The 24,456-nt window shown below is 71.1% G+C and carries 23 protein-coding genes and 2 tRNA genes; 14 read left to right on the forward strand and 11 right to left on the reverse strand.

What is annotated here, in order from left to right:
* The first annotated feature begins 5 nt into the window (after positions 1-5).
* Genes ACZ6IM_RS20675 through ACZ6IM_RS20685 form a run of 3 tightly spaced genes read left to right on the forward strand, consistent with a single transcriptional unit; the run spans position 6 to position 3,218 of the window.
* On the forward strand, positions 6-1,751 hold the full coding sequence (locus ACZ6IM_RS20675) for a TerD family protein (protein ID WP_469558050.1): 1,746 nt from the start codon (positions 6-8) through the stop codon (positions 1,749-1,751).
* A 13-nt stretch (positions 1,752-1,764) separates the two neighbouring features.
* Complete coding sequence (locus ACZ6IM_RS20680) at positions 1,765-2,445, forward strand: AIM24 family protein (RefSeq protein ID WP_052840795.1); 681 nt, start codon at positions 1,765-1,767, stop codon at positions 2,443-2,445.
* Between the two features lie 17 nt (positions 2,446-2,462).
* On the forward strand, positions 2,463-3,218 hold the full coding sequence (locus ACZ6IM_RS20685) for an AIM24 family protein (protein ID WP_052840794.1): 756 nt from the start codon (positions 2,463-2,465) through the stop codon (positions 3,216-3,218).
* 59 nt (positions 3,219-3,277) lie between these two features.
* Here the strand turns inward: ACZ6IM_RS20685 and ACZ6IM_RS20690 are convergent, their stop codons facing one another.
* Both ACZ6IM_RS20690 and ACZ6IM_RS20695 read right to left on the reverse strand, forming a co-directional pair.
* The gene (locus tag ACZ6IM_RS20690) at positions 3,278-3,793 is read right to left on the reverse strand and encodes an NUDIX hydrolase (protein WP_052840793.1); all 516 of its coding nucleotides are present in this window, start codon (positions 3,791-3,793) and stop codon (positions 3,278-3,280) included.
* A complete protein-coding gene (locus ACZ6IM_RS20695) occupies positions 3,790-5,244 on the reverse strand; it encodes a zinc-dependent metalloprotease (protein WP_052840792.1) in 1,455 nt (484 codons plus the stop codon). Before ACZ6IM_RS20695 ends, ACZ6IM_RS20690 begins: the two co-directional genes overlap by 4 nt.
* 192 nt (positions 5,245-5,436) lie before the next feature.
* On the opposite strand from ACZ6IM_RS20695, the gene ACZ6IM_RS20700 reads away from it, so the two are divergent.
* The 4 genes from ACZ6IM_RS20700 to ACZ6IM_RS20715 all read left to right on the forward strand — a co-directional run bounded on the left by ACZ6IM_RS20700 (position 5,437) and on the right by ACZ6IM_RS20715 (position 8,588).
* Positions 5,437-6,555, forward strand: a complete 1,119-nt coding sequence (locus ACZ6IM_RS20700) for an SDR family oxidoreductase (protein ID WP_469558056.1) — start codon at positions 5,437-5,439, stop codon at positions 6,553-6,555.
* 109 nt (positions 6,556-6,664) lie between these two features.
* The gene (locus tag ACZ6IM_RS20705; protein ID WP_052840790.1) at positions 6,665-7,123 is read left to right on the forward strand and encodes a molybdenum cofactor biosynthesis protein MoaE; all 459 of its coding nucleotides are present in this window, start codon (positions 6,665-6,667) and stop codon (positions 7,121-7,123) included.
* A 141-nt stretch (positions 7,124-7,264) separates the two neighbouring features.
* Positions 7,265-7,429: a hypothetical protein gene (locus tag ACZ6IM_RS20710; RefSeq protein ID WP_007444545.1), complete on the forward strand. Its 165-nt coding sequence runs from the start codon at positions 7,265-7,267 to the stop codon at positions 7,427-7,429.
* 64 nt (positions 7,430-7,493) lie between these two features.
* A complete protein-coding gene (locus tag ACZ6IM_RS20715) occupies positions 7,494-8,588 on the forward strand; it encodes a YlbL family protein (RefSeq protein ID WP_469558059.1) in 1,095 nt (364 codons plus the stop codon).
* A 41-nt stretch (positions 8,589-8,629) separates the two neighbouring features.
* Here the strand turns inward: ACZ6IM_RS20715 and ACZ6IM_RS20720 are convergent, their stop codons facing one another.
* Positions 8,630-9,172 (reverse strand): PPA1309 family protein, encoded by a 543-nt coding sequence (locus ACZ6IM_RS20720; RefSeq protein WP_052840788.1) that lies wholly within the window; start codon positions 9,170-9,172, stop codon positions 8,630-8,632.
* A 164-nt stretch (positions 9,173-9,336) separates the two neighbouring features.
* On the opposite strand from ACZ6IM_RS20720, the gene ACZ6IM_RS20725 reads away from it, so the two are divergent.
* The 3 genes from ACZ6IM_RS20725 (at position 9,337) to ACZ6IM_RS20735 (ending at position 14,548) form a co-directional block, all read left to right on the forward strand.
* Positions 9,337-12,336 (forward strand): UPF0182 family protein, encoded by a 3,000-nt coding sequence (locus tag ACZ6IM_RS20725; protein ID WP_052840787.1) that lies wholly within the window; start codon positions 9,337-9,339, stop codon positions 12,334-12,336.
* Positions 12,337-12,423: 87 nt separating this feature from the next.
* Positions 12,424-12,497: transfer RNA gene (locus ACZ6IM_RS20730), tRNA-Met, on the forward strand.
* Positions 12,498-12,736: 239 nt separating this feature from the next.
* A complete protein-coding gene (locus ACZ6IM_RS20735) occupies positions 12,737-14,548 on the forward strand; it encodes a tetratricopeptide repeat protein (RefSeq protein ID WP_052840786.1) in 1,812 nt (603 codons plus the stop codon).
* Between the two features lie 148 nt (positions 14,549-14,696).
* On the opposite strand, the gene ACZ6IM_RS20740 is transcribed toward ACZ6IM_RS20735, so the two are convergent.
* Both ACZ6IM_RS20740 and ACZ6IM_RS20745 read right to left on the reverse strand, forming a co-directional pair.
* Positions 14,697-14,770, reverse strand: a tRNA-Met gene (locus ACZ6IM_RS20740).
* A 49-nt stretch (positions 14,771-14,819) separates the two neighbouring features.
* On the reverse strand, positions 14,820-15,236 hold the full coding sequence (locus tag ACZ6IM_RS20745) for a Fur family transcriptional regulator (protein WP_052840785.1): 417 nt from the start codon (positions 15,234-15,236) through the stop codon (positions 14,820-14,822).
* 135 nt (positions 15,237-15,371) lie between these two features.
* Between ACZ6IM_RS20745 and ACZ6IM_RS20750 the strand changes: the two genes are divergently transcribed.
* Positions 15,372-16,823: a catalase gene (locus ACZ6IM_RS20750; protein WP_469558064.1), complete on the forward strand. Its 1,452-nt coding sequence runs from the start codon at positions 15,372-15,374 to the stop codon at positions 16,821-16,823.
* A gap of 117 nt (positions 16,824-16,940) precedes the next feature.
* On the opposite strand, the gene ACZ6IM_RS20755 is transcribed toward ACZ6IM_RS20750, so the two are convergent.
* The gene (locus ACZ6IM_RS20755; RefSeq protein ID WP_469558067.1) at positions 16,941-17,348 is read right to left on the reverse strand and encodes a CBS domain-containing protein; all 408 of its coding nucleotides are present in this window, start codon (positions 17,346-17,348) and stop codon (positions 16,941-16,943) included.
* Positions 17,349-17,479: 131 nt separating this feature from the next.
* Positions 17,480-18,280: a histidinol-phosphatase gene (gene hisN / locus ACZ6IM_RS20760; protein ID WP_059300671.1), complete on the reverse strand. Its 801-nt coding sequence runs from the start codon at positions 18,278-18,280 to the stop codon at positions 17,480-17,482.
* Between the two features lie 146 nt (positions 18,281-18,426).
* Here hisN and ACZ6IM_RS20765 point away from each other — a divergent pair, with 146 nt between their 5' ends.
* On the forward strand, positions 18,427-19,038 hold the full coding sequence (locus tag ACZ6IM_RS20765) for a TetR/AcrR family transcriptional regulator (RefSeq protein WP_052840781.1): 612 nt from the start codon (positions 18,427-18,429) through the stop codon (positions 19,036-19,038).
* A gap of 25 nt (positions 19,039-19,063) precedes the next feature.
* Here the strand turns inward: ACZ6IM_RS20765 and ACZ6IM_RS20770 are convergent, their stop codons facing one another.
* From ACZ6IM_RS20770 to ACZ6IM_RS20785, 4 genes are all read right to left on the reverse strand, one after another.
* Positions 19,064-19,387, reverse strand: coding sequence for a DMT family transporter (locus ACZ6IM_RS20770; protein WP_030145926.1), 324 nt, complete (start codon positions 19,385-19,387; stop codon positions 19,064-19,066).
* Positions 19,388-19,543: 156 nt separating this feature from the next.
* The gene (rsgA, locus tag ACZ6IM_RS20775) at positions 19,544-20,557 is read right to left on the reverse strand and encodes a ribosome small subunit-dependent GTPase A (RefSeq protein WP_052840780.1); all 1,014 of its coding nucleotides are present in this window, start codon (positions 20,555-20,557) and stop codon (positions 19,544-19,546) included.
* Positions 20,558-20,569: 12 nt separating this feature from the next.
* Positions 20,570-21,886, reverse strand: coding sequence for a 3-phosphoshikimate 1-carboxyvinyltransferase (gene aroA / locus ACZ6IM_RS20780; RefSeq protein ID WP_469558072.1), 1,317 nt, complete (start codon positions 21,884-21,886; stop codon positions 20,570-20,572).
* A gap of 123 nt (positions 21,887-22,009) precedes the next feature.
* A complete protein-coding gene (locus ACZ6IM_RS20785; protein ID WP_469558075.1) occupies positions 22,010-22,732 on the reverse strand; it encodes a M50 family metallopeptidase in 723 nt (240 codons plus the stop codon).
* 104 nt (positions 22,733-22,836) lie between these two features.
* Here ACZ6IM_RS20785 and ACZ6IM_RS20790 point away from each other — a divergent pair, with 104 nt between their 5' ends.
* A complete protein-coding gene (locus tag ACZ6IM_RS20790; protein WP_052840777.1) occupies positions 22,837-23,652 on the forward strand; it encodes an SOS response-associated peptidase in 816 nt (271 codons plus the stop codon).
* Position 23,653: 1 nt separating this feature from the next.
* Positions 23,654-24,310 (forward strand): alpha/beta hydrolase family protein, encoded by a 657-nt coding sequence (locus ACZ6IM_RS20795; RefSeq protein ID WP_052840776.1) that lies wholly within the window; start codon positions 23,654-23,656, stop codon positions 24,308-24,310.
* The last annotated feature ends 146 nt before the right edge of the window (positions 24,311-24,456 follow it).

The raw sequence follows: 24,456 nt of genomic DNA on the forward strand, positions 1-24,456 counted from the left end.
AACGCATGGCCAGGGAATTTCAACGCGGCCACAAGGCCAGGATCAGTGACCTCACCGCGGGCACGGATCTGTACGTAGGCGTGCAGATCTCCGGCCCCGGGCTGAGCTTCGACATCAGCTGCTTCGGTCTCGACGCCGACGAGCGGTTGTCGGACGACCGGTACTTCGTCTTCTTCAACCAACCGAAGACCCCGGAGGAGTCCATCCAGCTCCTGGGTGCGCAGGCGGGTGACACGGAGTCCTTCCGGGTCACCCTGGACCGGATCCCGCAGCAGATCCAGAAGCTGTCCTTCACCGCGACGATCGACGGCGCGGGACAGATGTCGCAGGTGGGTCCCGGGTACATCCGGATCGTCGCGGGCGGCGAGGAGGTGGCCCGGTACCCGTTCAGCGGCTCCGAGTTCTCCACCGAGCGCGCCGTGATGCTGGGCGACTTCTACCTCAAGGACGTGTGGCGGTTCGCCGCCGTGGGACAGGGCTTCGACGGCGGTCTCGACGCGCTGCTGAGGAACTTCGGCGGTGAGGTGGCCGAGGACGAGGCGCCCGCCCCGCAGCAGGCCCAGCAGCCGCAGTCCGGCGCCGCCCCGGGCTTCGCCCCGCCCGCCCAGGCCTCGGCGCCGCCCGCCTTCGGCGCGCCCGCCGCGTCCGCGCCGGCCCCGGCTCCCGTGCCGCAGCCCACCCCGCAGGGCTTCGCTCCGCCGCCCGCCGCCACGCCGCCACCGGCCCCCGCACCGGCGCCCGGCCCGGACGTGCATGCCGCGCAGACCATCGTCGCGCCCATGAACACGCCGCCCGGCGGTGCCCCGGTGCCGCCCCCCGCCCCGGCGCCCGCGCCGTACGGCCAGCCAGGTCAGCAGCCGCCGTACGGCCAGGTCCCCGGCCAGACCGCGCCGCCGCCCCCCGGCTACGGCCAGCCCCAGGCCCCCCAGGCTCCGGCCCCGCCGCCTGGATACGGGCAGCCGACCGCGCCTCCCGGCTACGGCCAGCCGGCCCCGCCCCCGGGCTACGGACAGCCGACGCCCCCGCCGGGCTACGGCCAGCAGCCGCCCCAGGGCGCACCGCAGGGCATGCCCCAGGGAGCGCCGCAGGGCGCCGGTGTGACCGCGGCGCTCCAGCAGTTCCGGGAGACCGCGCCCGGGCAGCGCTGGACGCAGCAGAACAAGAAGCTGGTCCGCGTCGACCTCGGGGCGGAGGGCCAGCCCGTGCTCGCCCGGCAGGGCAGCATGGTGCTCTACCAGGGCAAGGTCGACTTCAGCTACAAGGGCGCCGGATTCGCCGGCCGGGTCGTGGGCAACGCGACCGGTCAGGAGATGCAGCTGATGCGCTGCACCGGCAAGGGACAGGTCTTCCTCGCGGACAACTCCGCGATGCTGCACCCCATCGAGCTCCAGGGCGACGCCGTGTGCGTCTCCGCGGAGAACGTCCTGGCCTTCGACGAGAGCCTCCAGTACGAGGTCCGCCGCATCGAGGGGCACGGCATTCCGGGCGGCGCGCTGTTCACCATGCAGTTCCAGGGCACCGGCACGATCGTCGTGAAGACACGCGGTGTGCCCGTGGTGCTGCCGGTCACGCCCACGACCTTCGCCGACTGCAACGCCGTCGTCGCCTGGTCCGCCGCCGCCCAGGTGGTCGTCTCCAGCCAGGTGCGGATGCGCCGCAACGCCTATGCGGGCGACACCGGCGAGAGCGTCAACCTGCAGTTCCGGGCGGCGCCCGGCAGCTTCGTCGTCGTCCAGCCGTACGAGATCTGAGGGAGAGCCCGACATGAACCAGCCGCTCGCGGGCTACGCTCCCGCACCCGTCGGCGCCCGCATGGAGAACCACGGCAACCACATGCTGAAGGTCGCCATGCAGACCGGAAACGACCTCCTCGCGCGCGTGGGCTCGATGGTCGCCTACGAGGGCTTCGTCCAGTACGAGCCGAACCCGCCGGCCGTCCGGCAGATCGCCAAGGACTGGATGACCGGCGAGGGCGCGCCCCTGATGAAGTGCTCCGGCGACGGACTGCTCTACCTCGCCGACTACGGAGCCAACGTCGTCGTCATCAACCTCAACGGCGACGGGATCTCCGTCAACGCCACCAACCTCCTCGCCTTCGACGCCCACCTCACCTGGGGCGTGGAGCGGGTCAAGGGCCTGGCGAAGTTCGCCGGGCAGGGCCTGTGGAACACCAAGATCTCCGGACAGGGCTGGGTCGCGCTCACCTCCCGGGGCAAGCCGATCGTGGTCGACTGCGGCGGCGGCGAGGACGAGACCTACGTCGACCCCGACGCGCTCGTCGCCTGGTCCCCGAACCTCAAGGTGAAGGGCAAGCGCAGCTTCAAGGCGCAGTCCCTGATCGGCCGCGGCAGCGGCGAGGCCTTCCAGATGGCCTTCTCCGGTCAGGGCATCGTCGTCGTCCAGCCCAGCGAGGACAGCACCGACCGCCTCCGGGTCCGGGGCTGAGGGGGAGCCAGAACATCATGCAGAGCCCGATTTTCGCCTACAACGACCAGCAGACCCAGGAAGCCTGGAGCCTGCAGAACAAGCACATGCTCCGGGTCGCCCTGACGGGTCACGACGACGTGCTCGCCCGCAAGGGCACGATGGTCGCCTACCAGGGGCTCGTCGAGTTCGACGCCGAGTACCAGAGCAACAGCCAGTCGCGCTCGCGTGCGCACACCGGCGAGGGCCTGGACCTGATGCGCTGCCACGGGCAGGGCACGGTCTACTTCGGCAACCTCGCCCAGTGCGTCCACGTGGTGGACGTCGACCAGGACGGACTCACCGTCGACAGCAGCTATGTGCTCGCGATGGACTCGTCCCTGCACCACGAGGTCATCGCGGTGGACAGCCTGTACGGCATCTCCGGCTCGGGCAAGTACCAGCTCAACATCACCGGGCGGGGGAAGGTCGCCCTGATCACGTCGGGTTCCCCGCTGTTCTTGCAGGTGACGCCCGACAAGTACGTCAACTGCGACGCCGACGCGATCGTCGCCTGGTCCACCGGCCTGCGTGTGCAGATGCAGGCCCAGACGCACTCCTCCGGGGTGTGGCGGCGCCGCGGCAACACCGGCGAGGGCTGGGAGCTGAGCTTCATGGGCAGCGGCTTCGCGCTCGTCCAGCCCAGCGAGCTGCTGCCGCCGCAGAACGCCCAGGTCGGGCAGGGGGTCGCCGCGCAGTACGGCATGGGGCAGCACGGGGCCCGCGGTCAGAACCAGGGCAACGTCTGGAGCTGAGCGCCCGCACGGCCGCAGTTCGGTAAGGGGTGATCGCCAGGGCGGTCACCCCTTACCGGTCACAGGCGCGCGCGGGTCGCCTCCAGCAGGCGCACGACCGACTCGTCGGCCACGTCCGCGACCTCGGTGTACGGGAACCAACGCAGGTCGAGGGACTCGTCGCTGATTGCTTCCACGGCCCCCTCGGGAGCCACGGCCGCGTACTGGACGTCCAGGTGCCAGGCACAGGGTGTGTGGTGGCGGTCCAGCCGCACGGGGCCGCCGGACAGCAGGGTCAGTCCGGCGATGCCCGACTCCTCCGTGCCCTCGCGCAGGGCCGCCCGGGCCAGCGTCTCGTCGGCCGGTTCGCAGTGACCGCCCATCTGCAGCCACATGCGCAGCTTCTTGTGCAGGGTCAGCAGAACCCGCTCGCGCGAGGGGTCGATCACCATGGCGCTCGCCGTGACGTGCCCGTCGGCGCAGGCCTTCCACATCCCGTCGGGATGTGTCGCGAGATGGTCCAGGTAGACCTGACGCAGCTCGTCCTGGCCCTCGTACGCCTTCAGGACCAGGACCGCGTCGTCGTGGAGGCTCACTCGCCGTCGTCGCCCTTGGTCTCGTCCCGGCCGTCGTCCCGGCTCTCGCCCTGGTCCTTCTTCTTCAGGTCCGGCTTGCCCGCCGCCTCGCCGAGCATCTTGTCCAGCTCGGAGAAGTCCAGCTGCTCGCGGTGCACGAAGCCGTCCGGGTCGTCCAGGTCGGTAGCGGTCGGCAGCATGTCCGGGTGGGCCCACAGGCCGTCCCGGCCGTCGACACCGCGCGCGTCCGTCAGGGACGCCCACAGCCGGGAGGCGTCGCGCAGCCGGCGCGGACGCAGCTCCAGGCCGATCAGCGTCGCGAACGTCTGCTCCGCGGGACCGCCCGAGGCGCGACGGCGGCGCAGCGTCTCGCGCAGCGCGTCGGCGGAGGACAGGCGCGGCTTGGCGGCGGTGTGCACCACCGCGTCCACCCAGCCCTCGACGAGCGCCAGGGCCGTCTCCAGACGGGCCAGGGCCGCCTTCTGCTCCGGGGTGTCCTCCGGCTGGAACATGCCCTGCTGGAGAGCCTCCTGCAACTGCTCGGGGTTCTGCGGGTCGAACTGGCCGACCACGTCCTCCAGCTTGGCGGTGTCGACCTTGATGCCACGGGCGTAGCCCTCGACGGCGCCGAACAGGTGCGAGCGCAGCCAGGGCACGTGCGCGAAGAGGCGCTGGTGGGCGGCCTCGCGCAGGGCCAGGTACAGCCGCACCTCCTCCTGCGGCACGCCGAGGTCCTTGCCGAACGACTCGATGTTGCCGGGGAGCAGCGCGGCCTTGCCGGCCGGGCCGAGCGGCAGGCCCACGTCGGTCGAGCCGACGACCTCGCCGGCGAGCACGCCGACGGCCTGCCCGATCTGCGTGCCGAACATCGCGCCGCCCATGGACCGCATCATGCCGATCAGCGGGCCGGCCATGGCCTGCATCTCCTCCGGCAGGACGTCGCCCATGGCGTTGCCGACGCGCTCGGCGACCGGGTCGACCAGCTCGCGCCAGGCGGGCAGGGTCGCCTCGACCCACTCCGCGCGGCTCCAGGCCACGGCGGTGCCCGCGCCCGACGGCAGGGCCGTCGCGTCGTCCAGCCACAGGTCGGCCAGGCGCACGGCCTCCTGCACGGCATTGCGCTCGGCGGGACCGACGCTGGCGTCCTTGCGGCCGTCAGGGGTGCCCTGGGAGACCGTCTGGCGGGCGATCTGCTTGGCCATGTCCCAGTTCACCGGGCCGCCCTCGTAGGAGAGCATCTGGCCCAGCTGCTGGAACGCGGCGCCCAGGTCGTTGGGGTTCATGGAACCGAACATGGCAGCGAACGGGTTGTCCGCGCCGGGGCCGCCCAGGCCTCCGGCTCCGGACATCCCGAAACCGAACGGGTTGGCCGGTCCCTGCCCCCCGCCGCTCTGCTGGTCCTTCTTCTTGCCTTCGTCGCCGTCGTCCGGCTCCTCCGGCGGAAGGCCGAATCCGAATGGGGTGTCACTCACGGGGTTCCTCGGCTGGTAAGGCCGCCGGTTCTTTCCGGCGGCACGGCTGCCCGACTTCACCACCCAGCGTAGACACCCGAAGCCGTTCGGGCCTCGGTGCTTCGCCGACTGACGGCCTGCGGCAGGATGGATGCCACCTGGTACGCACGCGTCGCTAGCGCTCGTACTGAAGACAACCTCTGGAGACGCCCGGTGAGTTCCCCAGATCCGCAGGTTCGCGCAGCGCGAAACCAGTCAACCAGTTCCGCCCGCCCCGCGCGCGGACCCGTCGTCGCGGTCACCGGTGCCGCGTCCGGGGTCGGGGCCCTGCTCACCGCGCGGCTCGCCGCGTCCGACGAGGTCAGACAGGTCGTGGCCATCGACGAACGGCGCGGGGGGTGCGAGGCGGCGCAGTGGCAGATCCTGGACGTACGGGACCCGGCCATCGCCGAGAAACTGCGTGGTGCGGACGTCGTGGTGCACCTGGCGCTCGACCTCGACCTGGAGACCGACGCGGCCGCGCGTACGGCTTACAACGTCCGGGGGACGCAGACCGTGCTGACCGCCGCGGCGGCGGCCGGCGTGCACCGGGTGGTGCTGTGCACCTCCGCGATGGTCTACGGCGCCCTCCCGGACAATGAGCTGCCGCTGTCCGAGGACGCCGAGCTGCGCGCCACGGCCGAGGCCACGGGCGTCGGGGACCTGCTGGAGATCGAGCGGCTCGCCCGGCGCGCCCCCCGGGCGCATCCCGGCCTGAACGTGACCGTGGTGCGGCCCGCCGTGCTGGTCGGAGGCATGGACACCGCGCTGACCAGGTACTTCGAGTCGCCCCGGCTGCTGGTCGTGGCAGGCTCGCGGCCCGCCTGGCAGTTCTGCCACGTCGACGACCTGTGCAGCGCCCTGGAGTACGCCGTCCTGGAGAAGGCCGACGGTGAGCTCGCCGTCGGGTGCGACGGCTGGCTGGAGCAGGAGGAGGTCGAGGAGCTCAGCGGCATCCGGCGCATGGAGCTGCCCTCCGCGGTCGCGCTCGGCGCGGCGGCCCGGCTGCACCGGATCGGACTGACGCCCTCCCCCGCGGGGGACCTGGCGTACACGATGTACCCCTGGGTCGTGAGCGGCAGCCGTCTGCACGATGCCGGATGGCGTCCCAAGCACACGAACGAGGAAGTCCTGGCGGAGCTGCTGGAGGAGGTCTCGGGGCGGCACACGGTCGCCGGCCGGCGCCTGGGGCGCAAGGACGCGACGGCGGCGGGGGCCGCGGGCGCGACGGTGGCGCTGCTGGGCGCGGCCGCGGTGGTGCGTCGCGCGCGCAAGGCCCGGCGCCGCATCTGAGGGGCACCGGTAGGCCGGCGGTCTCCGTAGGAGACTCCAACGCCCCACGCGCGCGTGCCGGGCGATCACGCTATTCCGCGCTGTCCGTGCCGTGGGGCACGATGGGCGTATGGCAACCACGAACGACCACCCCGGTGAGCTGGCCGCAGCGGACCCCGTCAAGCTGATCGGCATCCGCGAGACGCCCCTGTCCGTGGACGAGGTCTTCCGCGCGGTCGGGGACGACGCGTCGGGCGGTACCGCGCTGTTCGTGGGGACCGTGCGCAACCACGACGGGGGCACCGACGTCGACCGGCTCGGGTACTCGTGCCACCCGAGCGCCGAGGCCGAGATGCGGCGGATCGCCGAGAAGGTCGTCGCGGAGTACCCCGTACGGGCGCTCGCGGCGCTGCACCGTGTGGGGGACCTGGAGGTCGGGGACCTCGCGGTGGTCGTCGCCGTGTCCTGCCCGCACCGGGGCGAGGCCTTCGACGCCTGCCGGAAGCTGATCGACGACCTGAAGCACGAGGTGCCCATCTGGAAGCACCAGACGTTCTCCGACGGCACCGAGGAATGGGTGGGCGCCTAACGCCTTCGCCCTGGTGGCGGACGCGGCGTCGCGCCCGTGGCTCCGGTTGCGTAACCCGCCCCCCGGCGTGAGCGTTGTCACTGCGAATGGTTAATCTGCTGATCAGTCAGTCGCGGACGCTCATGGGGTTGGGAGGTCGGCATGGCAGCGCTTGCCTGGTTGCTCATTCCGCTGGTGGCCGCTGTCGGTGCGGGCCTGTGGGGCAGTTGGGCCAACCGGACCCGCAAGGCACGGAGCGACGGTCCCGAACTGGACGGGTACGCCCGGTTCCGTGAGGCCATGGAGAAGCCCCGCACGGGTGCCTGAACGGACGCCTGAAGGGCCCCCGCCCTGACGGTGTTCCGACAGCCGCGTCCCGTACTGTCGTGCCATGCCACGCCGCACCGCGACGATGCTCGCCTCCACCCTGATGCTGATCGCGCTCCTGTGCGCGGGTGTGTTCATCCCCGTGCCGTACTCGGAGATGTCACCCGGGCCGACGGTGAACACCCTGGGGGACCACGACGGTGAGCCGGTGCTCCAGATCTCCGGTCACAAGACCTACGAGGCGAGCGGGCATCTGAACATGACCACCGTCCGGGTCACCAGCGCCGAGTACAAGATGAACCTCGTGGAGGCCGTCTACGGCTGGCTGGCGCACGACAACAGCGTGGTGCCGCACGACACGCTCTACCCGGACGGCAAGACCGAGGAAGAGGCCACCCAGGAGAACGCGGAGGAGTTCAGCCAGTCCCAGGAGACCGCGAAGGTGGCCGCCCTGAAGGCGCTCGACATCCCGGTGAAGTCCTGGGTGGTCGTCTCCACGGTCGTCAAGGACTCCCCGTCCGAGGGCAGGCTGCACGCCGGTGACGTGATCAAGGCCGTGGACGGCACGACCGTCAAGAAGCCCACGGACGTCGCCGAGCTGGTGACCAAGCACGAGCCGGGCGAGGACGCCGTCTTCACGATCGTGCCCGCCAAGGAGCAGGCCGCCGCGGAGAAGGAGCGCCGGACGGCGACGAAGACGCGGAAGGTCACGATCACCACCGAGACCTCCGACGACGCCGGCGAGAAGCGTGCCGTCGTCGGGATCTCCGCCGGAACCGACCACACGTTCCCGTTCGACATCGACATCAAGCTGGCCGACGTCGGCGGCCCGAGCGCCGGTCTGATGTTCGCCCTCGGCATCTACGACAAGCTGACCCCCGGCGACCTCACCGGCGGCAAGTTCGTCGCCGGCACCGGGACGATCGACGACAACGGCAAGGTCGGCCCGATCGGCGGCATCGGCATGAAGACGATCGGCGCGCACGACAAGGGCGCCCAGTACTTCCTGACGCCCGCGGACAACTGCGCGGCGGCCGCCGCGGACACCCCCGACGGGCTCACCCTGGTGAAGGTCGACACCATCGACGACGCCCTCGGCGCGCTGAAGGACATCCGTTCCGGAAAGACCGCCGACCTGCCGAAGTGCACGCAGGGCTGACCCACCCGCGCAGCCGCGCCGGCGGCCGGCGTCCGGTGGGGCTACTCCTCGAAGGTCGCCGTCAGCGCCTCGGCCAGACCCGGCACCAGGTCGGAGCCCGTGAGGACCTCCGTGGCCGTGTCCTTCTCCCGCAGCCGCAGGGCCGAGTCGCGGGCGCCGTCGCGCAGGACGCCGACCGTCATGCGGACCTCCTGCCGGTCCGGGTGCTCCGCCACCCACTGCGCGAGCTTCGCCTCGTTGAGACCCGAGGGCACCTGTGCCTCGGCCGAGGGCGGCAGCATCAGGCGCTCCACGACGAGTGCGCAGCCGGCCACGGCGTCGGGCCAGGCGATGGTGCCCAGGAACTCGTCGAGCGCCTGGTCCGTTGGAATCTCGTCCTGCTCGATCGGGGTCAGGCCGGAGGTCTCCGGCTCGTCCTGCAGACCGAGCCGGTCCGCGAGGGAGGGCTGGTCGGCCTTCAGCCGTGCGGTGTCGACAAGTGCGAAGAGGCGTGCGGGCTGGTCCCAGCCGAGGCCGGAGACGTACTCGTCGATCTCGAGTACGGCCCGGGTGAGGGGGCTCGCTGCCATGGGGGTGTTGGACATGGTCACAATCCTGCCTCGTTCATGGCCCGAATCGGGAACCGAGTAAACGATGAGTAAGTTGCATAAGTGTGTGCCCGCGATCACGGGGGCGCACGGGGGGCCCGCGAACCCGAGGGCCTGACGGATCAACAGCGAACTTCGAGGTGCGCACCTTGGCTTTCCAGATGCCGGACCGCGGCGGAGGCCCCCCGACGGGGCCGCGGATCAGAGTGGGCCGCCCGTCCCGGCGTGTCCGAACCCTGCTGCTGACACTTGGTGTCCTGGCCGTGCTCGCCATGGCGTTCACCATGTTCGCGGGATTCTGGACGGACTGGCTCTGGTACCGGTCGGTCCACTACTCGTCGGTGTTCACGACGACCCTGTGGACCAAGATCGGGCTCTTCTTCGTCTTCGGCCTGCTGATGGCGCTCGCCGTCGGGTTCAACATCTGGTTGGCCCACCGCCTGCGCCCGCCGCTGAGCGCCATGTCGATGGAGCAGCAGAACCTCGACCGGTACCGGATGGGCATCGCCCCGTACAAGAAGTGGCTGCTGCTCGGCATCACCGCCCTGGTCGGCCTGATCGCCGGCGCCTCGGCGTCCGGCCAGTGGCGGACCTGGCTGATGTGGGTCAACGGCGTGCCCTTCGGGCAGAAGGACCCCCAGTTCAAGCTGGACGTCTCCTTCTACGCCTTCGACCTGCCCTGGTACCGGTTCCTGCTGGGCTTCGGCTTCGCAGCCGTGATCATCTCCGTGATCGCCGCCGCGCTCACCCACTACCTGTACGGCGGGCTCCGCGTCACCAGCCCCGGCGCGCGCGCCACGGCGGCGGCCACCGGGCACCTCTCGGTGCTCATCGGCGTCTTCGTCGCCCTCAAGGCGGTCGCCTACTGGCTCGACCGGTACGGCCTCGCGGTGAAGTCCAGCGACTTCAAGGCGACCGACAACTGGACGGGCCTCAGGTACGTCGACGCCAACGCCTACCTGCCGGCCAAGACGATCCTGTTCTGCATCGCGGTCATCTGCGCCCTGCTGTTCTTCGCCACCCTGTGGCGGCGCACCTGGCAGCTGCCCGTGATCGGCTTCGGCCTGATGGTGCTCTCCGCGATCCTCATCGGCGGCCTGTACCCGGCGCTGGTCCAGAAGTTCCAGGTCCAGCCCAACGAGCAGGCCAAGGAGGCGCCGTACGTCGAGAAGAACCTCGCGGCCACGCGCGACGCCTACGGCATCGAGGGCACCCAGGTCACCGAGTACCCGGGCAAGAGCGAGACCAAGGACAAGACCAAGCTCCGTGACGACGCGGACGCCGCCGCGTCCGTCCGGATCATGGACCCCAACATCATCTCACCGACGTTCCAGCAGCTCCAGCAGATGCGTAACTACTACGCGTTCCCGACCAACCTGGACGTCGACCGCTACGCCAAGGACGGCAAGGACCAGGACACGGTCATCGGTCTGCGCGAGCTGAACCTGGCGGGCATCCCGAAGAAGAACTGGATCAACAACCACTTCCGCTACACCCACGGCTACGGCGTGGTCGCGGCGAAGGGCACCCAGGTCGACTCCGAGGGGCGCCCGGTCTTCACCGAGTCCAACCTGCCGTCCGAGGGCGACCTTGGCACGTACGAGCAGCGCGTCTACTACGGCGAGAAGACCACCACCTACTCGATCGTCGGCGGTCCCCAGAAGGAGATCGACTACTCCGACGACACTGGGGAGAAGACGTTCAGCTACAAGGGCGACGGCGGGGTCGACCTGTCCAGCCCGATCAACCGGGCGGCGTACGCGGCCGCGTTCAGCGAGCCGCAGATCCTCTACTCCGGTGCCATCGGCGACGGCTCGCGGATCCTGTACAACCGAACGCCCAAGGAGCGCGTCGAGGCGGTCGCGCCCTGGCTGACCATCGACGGCGACGCCTATCCGGCGGTGGTGGACGGCCGTATCCAGTGGATCGTCGACGCCTACACGACGACCAACGGCTATCCGTACGCCTCCCGTACGACGCTCGGCGACACCACCGCGGACTCGCTGACCGCCAACAACAACTCGCGGGCGGTGGTGGCCCAGCAGAACCAGGTCAACTACATCCGCAATTCCGTGAAGGCGACCGTCGACGCGTACAGCGGTGACGTGAAGCTCTACCAGTGGGACACCCAGGATCCGATCCTGAAGACCTGGATGAAGGCGTTCCCGGACACGGTGCAGGACAAGAGCGAGATCTCCAAGGAGCTAATGGCGCACCTGCGCTATCCGCAGGACCTGTTCAAGGTCCAGCGCGAGCTGCTCACGCGCTACCACGTGAAGGACGCCAACACCTTCCTCAGCGGCAGCGAGGTGTGGCAGGTGCCGGACGACCCGACCAACAAGTCGGGCGACGCGGTGCCGCCGTACTACCTGAGCATGAAGATGCCGGACCAGAAGGCCCAGGCGTTCTCGCTGACGACGACGTTCACACCCAACGGACGCGACAACCTCAGCGCGTTCATGGCGGTCGACGCCGAGGCGGGCACCAGTGACTACGGCAAGATCAGAATCCTGAAGCTGCCGACGAGCACGACCGTCGACGGACCCAAACAGGTGCAGAGCCAGTTCAACTCCGAACAGGACATCGCCGAGTCCATCAGGCTGCTGAGAGGCGGCGACTCGGAGGTGGAGTACGGCAACCTGCTGACGGTGCCGCTCGACGGCGGGCTGTTGTACGTCGAACCCGTCTACGTACGCGGCGGCGACCTCAAGTACCCCTTGTTGCGCAAGGTCCTGGTGAGTTACGGGGGCAACACCGCCTTCGAGAACACGCTCGACGCGGCGCTGAACAAGGTCTTCGGAGCCCAGGCCGCCGAGAACGAGCAGCCACCGGACGAGGGGGACGACACGACGGAACCGCCGACGTCCACCAACCCCACGGTCCGGGAAGCGCTGAGCGACGCGCAGAAGGCCTTCGACGCCGGGCAGAAGGCCCTGGAGAAGAAGGACCTTGCCGCGTACGCCGAGGCGCAGAAGGACCTTGAGGAAGCGCTCCAGCGGGCCGAGGACGCACAGGCCAAGGCCGATCAGAGCGCCGGCGGCAAGAACGGCGACGACGAGAACACCGGTGACAAGAACAGCGGTGACAAGGCCACGGACGACAAGGCCAGTCCGGACGCGAAACCGACCGGTGATGCCGGGGGAGGATCGGACACCGGCTGACCACAGGCCTCGCGCCGGGCGTTCGCGCCGGGCGTTCAGGCTGGTCAAAGCCCATCCCGCGCCGTGCTAGGGTTGTGAACACAACGGCGCGGGGTGGAGCAGCTCGGTAGCTCGCTGGGCTCATAACCCAGAGGTCGCAGGTTCAAATCCTGTCCCCGCTACTGAAGTCGTCAGCTACGTGCGAGCGACCACGAAGGCCCGGATTCCACAAGGAATCCGGGCCTTCGTGATGTGCGAACGCATGTACCGGCGGACTCGACGGCCGCGCCGCCAAGGGGAGTTGGGCAGATCTGTGTTTGACTTGTCTCCCTGTGGGCATGTCGACAAAACGCTGAAGTGACCTCACTGACTGCGGTATACCGGATGTACCGAGGTTGCGGGTGGTGCGACGATGAACGTTATGGGGGACATGGCAAATCTGTTCGGGACAGGGCGTTTTGCGCAGCCGTCCGGTCAGGAGGAGGCCACGGACGAGGCCCAGGAGGCCGCCGACGAGGCCGCCGAGGAAGTGCGTCTGCGGCTCGCCGTCGACGGTGGTGACGTCGAGGCGATGAGCGTGCTCGGCGCGATGCTGCTGCGCCGCGGCGACTTCGACGGAGCCGAGTCCCACCTGCGTGCCGCCACCGCGGCCGGCGACCGGGCCGCCGCCAACAACCTGGGCGTGCTGCTGCACCAGCGCGGATACGCCGACGAGGCCGCCGGATGGTGGCGCATCGCCGCCGTCGCCGGATCCGCCGCCGCCGCGCACGCGCTGGGCCGGCACTTCCGCGAGCGCGGGGACGAGCCCGCCGCCGAGTACTGGCTGTGCCAGTCCGCGGAACAGGGCCACGTACTGGGCGCCTACGCGCTCGCCGACCTGCTGGAACACCGCGGTGACGACACCGGGTCCGAGCGGTGGATGCGGGCCGCGGCCGAGCGCGGACACCGGGAAGCGGCGTACCGGCTGGCCCGGACGGTGGACCGGCGGGCCGGGCAGGCCGGCGACGACAAGGCCGCCGCACGCGCGGCCGACGAGGCCGAGCAGTGGTACCGGCAGGCCGCCGCGCGTGGGCACCGTCGGGGCGCGCTGCACCTCGGGACGATCCTGGAGAAGCGCGGCGAGCTCAAGGAGGCCGGCCGCTGGTACCTCACGTCCGCCAAGGACGGCGAGGCCCGCGCCGCCTGCGCGCTCGGCTTCCTGCTGCGGGACGCCGGGGACACCGAGAGCGCCGCCGTGTGGTGGCTGCGCGCCGCCCAGGACGGCGACGGCAACGCCGCCAACGCCCTGGGCGCACTGCACGCCGAGCGCGGCGAGACCCAGACCGCGGAACGCTGGTACCGGGCCGCGATGGACGCCGGTGACGACAACGGGGCGTACAACCTCGGGCTGCTCTGCGCCGAGCAGGGGCGCACCACGCAGGCCGAGCAGTGGTACCGGCGGGCGGCGTACGCCGGTCACCGGGAGGCCTCCAACGCGCTGGCCATCCTGCTGCTGCGCGCCGGGGACGAGAGCGGCGCCGAACCGTGGTTCTCCAAGGCCGCGGAGGCGGGCAGCGTCGACGCCGCCTTCAACCTCGGGATCCTGCACGCCGGACGGGGCGAGGAGCGGGCGGCGCTGCGCTGGTACGAGCGGGCCGCCGCGGCCGGGCACACCGAGGCGGCGCTCCAGGTCGGGATGGCCCGGCTGCGCGACGGGGACGAGCGCGAGGCGGAGCGCTTCCTGCGCTGTGCGGCGGGGGGCGGCAGCGCGGAGGCGGCGTACCGGCTGGCGACGGTGCTGGACGCGCGCCGGCCGCCCGCGCCCGCGCACGAACTGGGGGAGCCGGCGCACGAGAAGTCCGAGTGCGAGGAGTGGTACGAGCGGGCGGCCTCCCAGGGGCACCGGCGGGCCCAGGTGCGGGTCGGGATGCTCGCCGCGGCGCGGGGCGACGTGGTGGAGGCGGCGCGGTGGTACCGCGAGGCGGCCGAGGCCGGGTCGCGCAACGGCGCGTTCAACCTGGGGCTGCTGCTGGCCCGCGAGGGGAGCGAGCCCGAGGCCGTCGTGTGGTGGCGCCGGGCGGCCGACGCCGGGCACGGGCGGGCGGCGCTGAGGCTGGCGCTGGTGTTCGCGCGGCGGGGTGAGCTGGCGGAGGGGCAGCGGTGGGCGGACCTGGCGGTGTCGCTGGGGCCGGCTGAGGTGGGGGAGCGGGCGGCGCGGTTGCGGGACGCGTTGCGGCAGGAGCTGTCGGCGTGACGCGTGACGCTGCGCTTCGGTGCCGTTTGAAGGTGCCCGGGGGCCGGCTGGGCGGGTGGGACGCGGGCCGGCGCCTGCCGGATGCCCGCAGCTGGGGTGGACGCACTTGGGGCCGGAATCCGTTCGGATTCCGGCCCCAAGCCTTCAGTAGCGGGGACAGGATTTGAACCTGCGACCTCTGGGTTATGAGCCCAGCGAGCTACCGAGCTGCTCCACCCCGCGTCGATGAATGGAACAGTACGTCAACACGAAGACGAGAAGCAAATCCCGCTCACGCCGCCGCGCAGTTCGGGCAGGTGCCGCGGTACGTCACCTCGACGTCCGACACCGTGAAGCCGAAGCGCTCCGAGTCGGGGAGGTCGGCCAGCGGATTGCCGGTCGGGTGGACGTCGCGGATCGCCCCGCACTGGGCGCAGACCAGGTGGTGGTGCGGCCGGTGCGCGTTCGGGTCGTAGCGCTTGGCGCGCTTGTCCGTCGCGACCTCCAGCACCTCGCCGAGCGAGACCAGCTCGCCCAGGGTGTTGTAGACGGTCGCCCGGGAGATCTCGGGGAGCCTGTCCACGGCGCGGGAATGCACCTCGTCGGCCGTCAGGTGGACGTGTTCGCCGTCGAGGACCTCGGCCACCACGCGCCGCTGCGCGGTCATGCGCCAACCGCGCCCGCGCAGCCGTTCCAGAAGGTCACTCATACACATCAGCCTAACAGGCAGGGGGACCAGGTCCCGAACGGATGTGACTTTGGAATCTTGCTTGACTTAGACATTGTCTATTGTAGGATCGAGAACGGCATTAGCCAAGCGACAGGACCAGCACAGGAGGAGTCCGTGACTCAGGGACCGCTCACTACGGAGACAGGCGCCCCCGTAGCCGACAACCAGAACAGTGAGACGGCGGGCGTCGGCGGCCCCGTGCTCGTCCAGGACCAGCTCCTTCTGGAGAAGCTGGCCCACTTCAACCGTGAGCGCATCCCGGAGCGCGTCGTGCACGCCCGCGGCGCCGGCGCCTATGGCACCTTCACGGTCACCGCCGACGTCACCCGGTACACGCGCGCGGCCTTCCTCTCCGAGGTCGGCAAGGAGACGGAGACCTTCCTCCGCTTCTCCACCGTGGCCGGCAACCTGGGTGCGGCGGACGCCGTCCGCGACCCGCGCGGCTTCTCGCTGAAGTTCTACACCGAGGAGGGCAACTACGACCTCGTCGGCAACAACACCCCGGTGTTCTTCATCAAGGACGCCATCAAGTTCCCCGACTTCATCCACACCCAGAAGCGCGACCCCTACACGGGTTCGACCGAGATGGACAACGTCTGGGACTTCTGGAGCCTGTCGCCGGAGTCGACGCACCAGGTCACCTGGCTGTTCGGCGACCGCGGCATCCCGGCGTCGTACCGCCACATGGACGGCTTCGGCTCGCACACCTACCAGTGGAACAACGAGGCGGGCGAGGCCTTCTGGGTCAAGTACCACTTCAAGACCGACCAGGGCATCAAGAACCTCACCCAGGCCGAGGCCGACAAGCTCGCCGGTGAGGACCCCGACTCGCACCAGCGCGACCTGCGTGAGGCCATCGAGCGCGGCGACTTCCCGTCCTGGACCGTCGGCGTGCAGATCATGCCCGTGGCCGAGGCGGCGACGTACCGCTTCAACCCGTTCGACCTGACCAAGGTGTGGCCGCATGCGGACTACCCGATCGTCTGGTTCGGGAAGCTGGAGCTCAACCGCAACCCGGAGAACATCTTCGCCGAGGTCGAGCAGTCGGTCTTCTCCCCGGCGCACTTCGTGCCCGGCATCGGGCCGTCCCCGGACAAGATGCTCCAGGGCCGCCTCTTCGCCTACGGCGACGCGCACCGCTACCGCGTCGGCATCAATGCCGACCAACTGCCGGTGAACCGCCCGCACGCCACCGTGGCGCGCACCAACTCCCGTGACGGCCACCTGTACGACGGCCGCCACAAGGGCGCGAAGAACTACGAGCCGAACAGCTTCGCCGGCCCGTTCCAGACGGACCGTGCCCTGTGGCAGCCGGTCGCGGTCTCCGGCGTCACCGGCGAGACCGAGGCCCCGTCGCACGCCGAGGACAACGACTTCGTCCAGGCGGGCAACCTCTACCGGCTGATGACGGAAGCGGAGCGGGAGCGGCTGATCGGCAACCTGGCCGGCGCCCTGTCCGGCGTCTCGCGCGACGACATCGTCGAGCGCGCGGTCGACAACTTCCGTCAGGCCGACGGTGACTTCGGCAAGCGGCTGGAGGCCGCGGTCCAGGCCCTGCGCGGCTGACATCCAGCACCTACCGCTTGCCGTAGCGGCGGGCCGGACCCCCGGGGACGGGGGTCCGGCCCGTTCGTCATACCGGCCGCACTCGTCCCGGCCCCTGCCCCTGCCCCGCACGTTCCGTCAGGTGGTCACCACCGGCGCGTTGTGCGGGGCGCGCTCCGGCGCCCAGCGGCGGATGATGTCGCGCACCGAGACGATGCCGACGGGCTCGCCGCCGTCCAGGACGATGAGGTGGCGGAAGCCGCCGTGCGCCATCGCGCCCGCCGCCTCCTCCACGGTCCAGGTCGGGGCGGCGAAGACGACGTCGGTGGTGGTGTGGCCGTGCGCGCGCTCGGTGTCCGGGTCCTGGCCCCGGCCCACGGAGACGAGGACGTCGCGTTCGGTGAGGATCCCGATGCCGCCGGCGTCGGGGTCGTGCACCACGGCCGCGCCGACGCGCCGTGCGGACATCAGTGCGGCGGCCTGGCGGAGTGTGTGGGCGGGACCGATGGTGAGGACTACCGTGCTCATGACTTCGCGGACGAGCATGGGTGGAGCCACCTCCTGCCGGTGATCCATGAGTTGGTTCATGGATTCACAAGTTCACAAGTGGGGAACTCTCAGAGTGGCAGGTAAAGCACGGGTCAACAAGGGGGCGCGGGGGGCGAGTCGGCGGGCGCTCAGTAGCGCTGGTTGAGATACCCGAGCAGCTCGTCGTGGAGCCGGCCGTTCGACGCGGCCGCGTTCCCGCTGTGCGGGCCGGGCCGGCCGTCGAGGCCGGTGAAGGTGCCCCCGGCCTCCGTGACGATGATCGCGTTGGCGGCCATGTCCCAGAGGGAGAGCTCCGGTTCGGCGCAGATGTCCACCGAGCCCTCGGCGACCATCATGTACGGCCAGAAGTCGCCGTACGCGCGCGTGCGCCACACCTCGCGGGTCAGGTCCAGGAAGCCGTCGAGGCGGCCCTGCTCCTCCCAGCCGCTCAGCGAGGAGTACGCGAAGGACGCGTCGGAGAGCGTGGAGACCTGGGAGACGTGGAGCCGATGGGCGGAGGTCAGGCTGCGGCCGGTGAACGCGCCGTGGTCCTGCACCGCCCACCAGCGCCGGCCGAGGGCGGGCGCCGAGACGAGGCCGACGACCGGCTGGTAGCCGCCCTCCTTGGCCTCCATCAGGGCGATGAGGGTGGCCCACACGGGGACGCCGCGCACGTAGTTCTTGGTGCCGTCGATCGGGTCGATCACCCAGCGCCGGGGCCCGGTGCCTTCGACGCCGTACTCCTCGCCGAGGACGGCGTCGCGGGGGCGGGCGCGGGCGAGGTGGTTGCGGATGAGTTCCTCGGCGGCCTTGTCCGCCTCGCTCACCGGGGTCATGTCCGGCTTCGTCTCGACCTTGAGGTCGAGGGCCTTGAAGCGGTCCATCGTGGCGGCGTCGGCGGCGTCCGCGAGGACGTGGGCGAGGCGGAGGTCGTCGAGGTAGTCGGGCATGCCGTCACGCTATCTGTCGCGGGCCGGGCGGGGCCACCAGGGCTTTGGCGGGCGTGGCGGGCCCGGGCAGGCGGCGCGAGGACCCTTGACAGTGCCCCCGTGCCCGTCAAATCTGGCAGGAAGTCGCTCGGCCGAGGGAGGCGAGGGTGCCTGCAGCCCGGGAGTCCCTGCTCGATGCCGCTTCCGCGGCGCTCGCGCGCCGGCCGTGGTCCGCCGTGCGGATGGTGGACGTGGCGGCTTCCGCCGGGGTGTCCCGGCAGACCCTCTACAACGAGTTCGGCAGCAAGGACGGCCTCGCCCGGGCGCTCGTGCGGCGGGAGGCCGACGGCTATCTGGCAGGGGTGGAGCGTGCGCTGTCCGGGTCCAGCGACCCGCGCGAACGACTCACCGCCACCGCCGAGTGGATGATGTCGGCGGCCCACGACAACGCCCTGGTCCGGGCCATGCTCACCGGCTGCTGGAGCGAGCGGCTGCCCTCGCCGGCCCTGACTGCGGTGCCCTCCTCCTCCGCCCTGCCGGCGCAGCGGCGGGCCGACGGTCCGCTGCCCTCGCCCGGCGACTTCGTGGGCCTTGTCCGCGACCGTGCCGTGGCCGTCCTGGGCGGTGCCGCGTCCTTTCCGCCGACGGACGCCGCCGATCTGGCCCGCTCCTGCGAACTTGCCGTGCGGCTCGCCCTCTCCTGCGTCGCCGCGCCGCCCGCCGAGGGCGGGGTGGCCGACCTCCTGCGCACCGCCCTGCCGCGCCGGTTGACGGCGTAGTGGCCCACGGGACCCGGTCAGGTCCTTAGTGCGCCGAGCCCGACAACTGCAGGCCGATCACGCCGATGATGACGAAGCTGATCGAGACGATCTTCAGGGTCGAGACCAGGTCGCCGAGGAAGACCATGCCGTAGATGGCGGTGCCCGCCGCGCCGATGCCGGTCCACACCGCGTACGCGGGGCCGACGTCGAGCTTCTTCAGGGACATCGTCAGCAGGCCGAAACTGCCCAGCGCGAAGGCGCAGAAGGCGATGGTGGGCCAGAGCCGGGTGAAGCCGTGCGAGAGCTTCAGACAGACGGCGAAGCCGGTTTCGAGCACTCCTGCCACTATGACCAGCAGCCACGCCATGTGTTGTCCTCCCGTGGTCCCCTACCGCGACCGCTGCGTCGGTGTCGATCAGTGGCGTCGCCCGACAGCGACTTCGTCCGGCTTTGCTCAGTCTTGGTTCCGGCTTGGTGCGATTATGCACTTACCGCCTGCACGGCACGGCAAACAACGCGGGGGTCAGTCCCCTTCCTTGCGTTCCCGTGTCGACAGCAGCCGGCGCAGCGAGTACAGCCGGGCCGGGTCGGCGTGTCCCTCGGCGACCCAGGCGTCCAGCGCGCAGTCGGGCTCGTCGTGGCTGCACGCCCGCGGGCAGCCCTCCGTGCCGGGCACCAGGTCGGGGAAGGCGTTGATCACCCGGGACGGGTCGACGTGCGCCAGCCCGAACGACCGCACGCCCGGGGTGTCGACGACCCAGCCGCCCTCCGCGGAGGACAGCGGCAGGGCGAGGGCGGAGGTCGTGGTGTGCCGGCCGCGCCCCGTCACCGCGTTCACATGACCCGTCATCCGGCGGCGGTCCTCCGGCACCAGGGTGTTGACGAGGGTCGTCTTGCCGACGCCGGAGTGGCCGACGAAGGCGGTGATCTTCCCGTCCAGGTGCTCGCGCACGAGGTCCGCGGCCGCGCCGTTCTCCAGCTCCTCGCGGCTGGTGACGACGTACGGGATGTCCAACGCGCCGTACAGCTCCAGCAGTTCGTCCGGCGGCGCCAGGTCCGACTTGGTCATCACCAGCAGCGGGGTGAGGCCGCCGTCGAACGCGGCGACCAGGCAGCGGTCGATGAGGCGGGGGCGCGGCTCGGGGTCGGCGAGGGCGGTGACGACGGCGAGCTGGTCGGCGTTGGCGACGACCACCCGCTCGTAGGGGTCGTCGTCGTCGGCCGTGCGGCGCAGGACCGAGGTGCGTTCCTCGATGCGGACGATGCGGGCGAGGGTGTCCTTCTTGCCGGACAGGTCGCCGACCAGGGCCACCCGGTCGCCGACGATCGCCGCCTTGCGGCCCAGTTCGCGGGCCTTCATCGCCATGACGATCCGGTCGTCGACGAGGCAGGTCAGCCGGCCGCGGTCCACGGTGAGGACCAGGCCCTCGGCGGCGTCCTCGTGCTTGGGCCGGATGTGGGTGCGCGGCCGGTTGCCCTTGCGGTTGGGGCGGGAGCGGATGTCGTCCTCGTCGGTGTTCTTGCCGTAGCGGCGCATGGCGAACCTTCCCTACGCCCCGAGCATCCCGGTCCACAGGTCGGGGAAGTCGGGCAGGGTCTTGGCGGTCGTCGCCACGTTCTCGATCTGCACGCCCTCGACCGCGAGGCCGATGATCGCGCCGGCGGTGGCCATGCGGTGGTCCTCGTAGGTGTGGAAGACGCCGCCGTGCAGCCGGCGCGGGCGGATGTGCAGGCCGTCGGCGGTCTCGGTGACGTCACCGCCGAGTTCGTTGATCTCCTTGGTGAGCGCGGCCAGGCGGTCCGTCTCGTGCAGCCGCAGATGGGCCACACCGCGCAGGGTGGAGGGGGAGTCCGCGAGGGCGGCGACGGCCGCGATGGCCGGAGTCAGCTCGCCGACCTCGCCCAGGTCGACGTCGATGCCGTGGACGGCGCCGGATCCGGTGAAGACGAGACCGTAGTCGGCCAGTTCGCAGGAACCGCCCATTTCGGTGAAGATCTCACGCAGCCGGTCACCGGGCTGGGTGGTGCGGGACGGCCAGTCCGGGATCACCACCTTGCCGCCGGTCACCAGCGCCGCCGCGAGGAAGGGCTGGGCGTTGGACAGGTCCGGCTCGATCGTGAGGTCCCGGCCGAGCAGCGCGCCCGGCGTGACCCGCCAGACGTTCGGCTCGCCGCCCGACTCGGGGGTGTCGACCTGGGCACCGACCGCGCGCAGCATGTCGACCGTCATACGGATGTGCGGCATGGAGGGCAGCGCGGAACCGGTGTGGCGCACCTCGACGCCCTGGTTGAAGCGCGGTCCGGACAGCAGCAGGGCGCTGACGAACTGGGAGGAGGACGAGGCGTCGATGTCGACCGGCCCGCCCTCCAGGGCGCCGCCGCCGTGCACGGTCAGCGGCAGCGCGCCGCGCCCGTCGTCGTCGACCCGGGCGCCCAGGACGCGCAGCGCGTCGATCACGCCGTGCAGCGGACGCTCGTACGACCGCGGGTCGCCGTCGAAGCGGACGGCGCCGTCGGCCAGCGCGGCGACCGGCGGCAGGAAGCGCATGACCGTGCCGGCGTTGCCGACGTCGACCGTGGCCGGGCCGCGCAGACCGGCCGGGATGACCCGCCAGAACTCGCCGGTGCCCTCGGGGCCGACGCCCTCCTCGATCTCGACGCCCATCGTGCGCAGGGCCTCGGCCATCAGCAGGGTGTCGCGGGAGCGCAGCGGGCGGCGCAGCCAGCCGGGCTCGGAGGCGAGGGCGGCCAGCACCAGGGCACGGTTGGTGACCGACTTGGACCCGGGCACGTGGACGGTCGCGTCGACGGCTCCGCTCGCATGCGGGGCGGGCCAGAGGGCGGTGTACGCGGGGTTCACGGTCATGAGGCCCACTTTAATGGCTGAGGACGATCGGAGATCTTGATCAAAAGCGGCGAAACCTGACCGAAAACGCAACAGTGCACTTGCCGTGCATATATGCGGGGCGTGCGGACGGCGCCCGGGTCCTCACAGCTCCAGAAGCCAGCGCGCTCCACCGATCAGCGAACACAGCGACACCGCGTGGAACAGGAAGAACCACACCCCCGCCGGCGCGTGCGTCAGCCGCGCCAGCTGGTCCGCGTCCGAGTCCCCGGCGCCGCCCCGCGACCGCTTGGCCTGCAGTTCGAAGGCCGGGCGCACCCCGCCGAGCAGCAGGAACCACACCACCGCGTACGCGAACGCCGCCTGCACCTGCGGCCCGGCCAGCCAGGACACCAGGACGAACGTGCCGCCGGTGACCACCACCGTCAGCACCCCGTAGGCGTTGCGGACCATCACCAGCAGGGCGACGAGCAGCGCCGTCGCCAGCCAGAGCAGCAGGGTGATGCGTCCCGCGGCCAGCAGCGCGGCGCCGCCGAGGCCCAGCAGCGGGGGAGCGGTGTAGCCGGCGACCGCGGTGAGGATCATCCCGGCACCGTGCGGCTTGCCCCGGCTGACGGTCAGGCCGCTGGTGTCCGAGTGCAGGGTGATCCCGGTCAGGGTGCGGCCCGTCAGCAGGGCCACCAGGCCGTGGCCGCCCTCGTGGGCGATGGTGATCGCGTTGCGCGCTATCCGCCACGACCCGCGGGTCACGACCACGGCGAGCGCGACCACCAGGGTCGCGATCACCACCCACAGGTCGGGATCGGGCTGGGTGCCGGAGACCTCGTCCCACAGGGAGGTGAGCGAGGCCGTTGCGAGGTGGTCCATGTTCGGGGAGGGCTCCTCGTGGTGACGGTCGGGCGGGTGCGGCGCGAAGCGCCTCGTTGCGGGGTGGTGGCCGGGAGGAGGGCGGGCCTGGCAGTGTGGCACGTATGTGCGGACGGTATGCGGCGAGTCGTCGACCCGAGGATCTCGCGGGAATCTTTGAAATCGAGAAGTGGGAGCCCGAGGAGAGCCTGGAGCCCGACTACAACGTGGCCCCCACCAAGGAGGTCTACGCCGTCCTGGACCGTCCCCTGAAAGACGTCGAGGACCCGAAGCCGGTTCGCCAGCTGCGCAAGCTGAAGTGGGGCCTCGTCCCCTCCTGGTCCAAGTCGCCCGAGGGCGGCGCCCGGATGATCAACGCCCGCGCGGAGACCGTCCACGAGAAGCCCTCCTACCGCCGCGCCTTCAGCACCCGGCGCTGCATCCTGCCCGCCGACGGCTACTACGAGTGGGTCACCGGCAAGCAGGAGCGGGACCTGGAGGTCGAGGGGCGCAGGAAGCGGCCCCGCAAGCAGCCGTACTTCGTGACCCCCGCGGACGGCTCCGTGTTCGCCATGGCCGGGCTCTACGAGTTCTGGCGGGACAAGACGCTCCCCGACGACCACCCGCTGGCATGGTGGGTGACGTGCTCGGTGATCACCACCGAGGCCGAGACCGAGCCGCTCGCGGTCGCCCCGGCCGACGGCCCGCACGCCCTGGCCGACATCCACCCGCGGATGCCGCTGATGCTGACGCCGGACCGCTGGGACGACTGGCTCGACCCGGCACGCACCGACCCCGACGAGCTGACCTCCCTGCTGGCGCCCCCGCCCGCCGGGCTGATGCGCGCCTTCCCCGTCTCCACGGCCGTGAGCAACGTCCGCAACAACGGGCCGGAGCTGCTCAAGGAGCTTCAGGCTCCGGAAGAGGGCACACTCTTCTGACGTGACCAGCGACACCACCGAGACCACCGAGATCACCGACACCGATGCGGGTCCCGCCCGCATCACCTGGCACCCGGCGAAGCGGCCCCGGCTCGTCCTTGCCGTGAGCCACGGCGCCGGCGGCGGCATCGAGGCGCGCGACCTGAGGGCGCTGGCGGCCGCACTGCCCGCCCACGGGGTGAGCGTCGCCCTCGTCGAGCAGCCGTGGCGGGTGGCCGGCAAGAAGCTGGCGCCCGCTCCGAAGACCCTGGACACCGGCTGGCGGGGCGTCTGGCCCGCGCTCGCCGCGCCCGGCCTGCCGGTGATCGCGGGCGGCCGCAGCGCCGGTGCCCGCGTCGCCTGCCGCACCGCCCGCGAACTGGGCGCCCACGCCGTCCTCGCCCTCAGCTTCCCGCTGCACCCGCCGGGCAAGCCGGAGAAGTCCCGCGCCGACGAGCTGCTCGGGGCCGGGGTGCCCACCCTCGTCGTCCAGGGCGGCAACGACCCCTTCGGCAGACCGCAGGAGTTCCCCGAGGCGCCCGCGGGGACCTACGACCTGATCGAGGTGCCGTACGGCGACCACGGCTTCGCGGTGCCCAAACGGGCGGCGATCGGCCAGGAGGAGGCGCTGGAGCTGATCACCGACGGCGTCCTGAAGTGGACCGGCTCACTCGGCTGAACGCCCGGGAATGACCGGCGGGCGGCCGCTGTTGTGCGGTGCGTACGTTGCTGAGAATCAGCGCCGACGCCGTAGGAGAGGAAGTCCGCCGCATGGGTTCAGCCTTCTGCCCGAGCCGCAGCAGCCGGTCCGACCTGGACTGGACT

Source organism: Streptomyces sp. NPDC042336 (assembly GCF_055581985.1).

Excerpts from the sequence above, each read along its gene's own strand:
- ACZ6IM_RS20675 (WP_469558050.1), top strand. The coding sequence starts at position 6 with ATGGCCAGGGAATTTCAACGCGGCCACAAGGCCAGGATCAGTGACCTC.
- ACZ6IM_RS20680 (WP_052840795.1), top strand. The coding sequence starts at position 1,765 with ATGAACCAGCCGCTCGCGGGCTACGCTCCCGCACCCGTCGGCGCCCGC.
- ACZ6IM_RS20685 (WP_052840794.1), top strand. The coding sequence starts at position 2,463 with ATGCAGAGCCCGATTTTCGCCTACAACGACCAGCAGACCCAGGAAGCC.
- ACZ6IM_RS20705 (WP_052840790.1), top strand. The coding sequence starts at position 6,665 with ATGGCAACCACGAACGACCACCCCGGTGAGCTGGCCGCAGCGGACCCC.
- ACZ6IM_RS20710 (WP_007444545.1), top strand. The coding sequence starts at position 7,265 with ATGGCAGCGCTTGCCTGGTTGCTCATTCCGCTGGTGGCCGCTGTCGGT.
- ACZ6IM_RS20715 (WP_469558059.1), top strand. The coding sequence starts at position 7,494 with ATGCCACGCCGCACCGCGACGATGCTCGCCTCCACCCTGATGCTGATC.
- ACZ6IM_RS20720 (WP_052840788.1), bottom strand. The coding sequence starts at position 9,172 with ATGTCCAACACCCCCATGGCAGCGAGCCCCCTCACCCGGGCCGTACTC.
- ACZ6IM_RS20725 (WP_052840787.1), top strand. The coding sequence starts at position 9,337 with ATGCCGGACCGCGGCGGAGGCCCCCCGACGGGGCCGCGGATCAGAGTG.
- ACZ6IM_RS20735 (WP_052840786.1), top strand. The coding sequence starts at position 12,737 with ATGGGGGACATGGCAAATCTGTTCGGGACAGGGCGTTTTGCGCAGCCG.
- ACZ6IM_RS20745 (WP_052840785.1), bottom strand. The coding sequence starts at position 15,236 with ATGAGTGACCTTCTGGAACGGCTGCGCGGGCGCGGTTGGCGCATGACC.
- ACZ6IM_RS20755 (WP_469558067.1), bottom strand. The coding sequence starts at position 17,348 with ATGCTCGTCCGCGAAGTCATGAGCACGGTAGTCCTCACCATCGGTCCC.
- hisN (WP_059300671.1), bottom strand. The coding sequence starts at position 18,280 with ATGCCCGACTACCTCGACGACCTCCGCCTCGCCCACGTCCTCGCGGAC.
- ACZ6IM_RS20770 (WP_030145926.1), bottom strand. The coding sequence starts at position 19,387 with ATGGCGTGGCTGCTGGTCATAGTGGCAGGAGTGCTCGAAACCGGCTTC.
- rsgA (WP_052840780.1), bottom strand. The coding sequence starts at position 20,557 with ATGCGCCGCTACGGCAAGAACACCGACGAGGACGACATCCGCTCCCGC.
- aroA (WP_469558072.1), bottom strand. The coding sequence starts at position 21,886 with ATGACCGTGAACCCCGCGTACACCGCCCTCTGGCCCGCCCCGCATGCG.
- ACZ6IM_RS20785 (WP_469558075.1), bottom strand. The coding sequence starts at position 22,732 with ATGGACCACCTCGCAACGGCCTCGCTCACCTCCCTGTGGGACGAGGTC.
- ACZ6IM_RS20790 (WP_052840777.1), top strand. The coding sequence starts at position 22,837 with ATGTGCGGACGGTATGCGGCGAGTCGTCGACCCGAGGATCTCGCGGGA.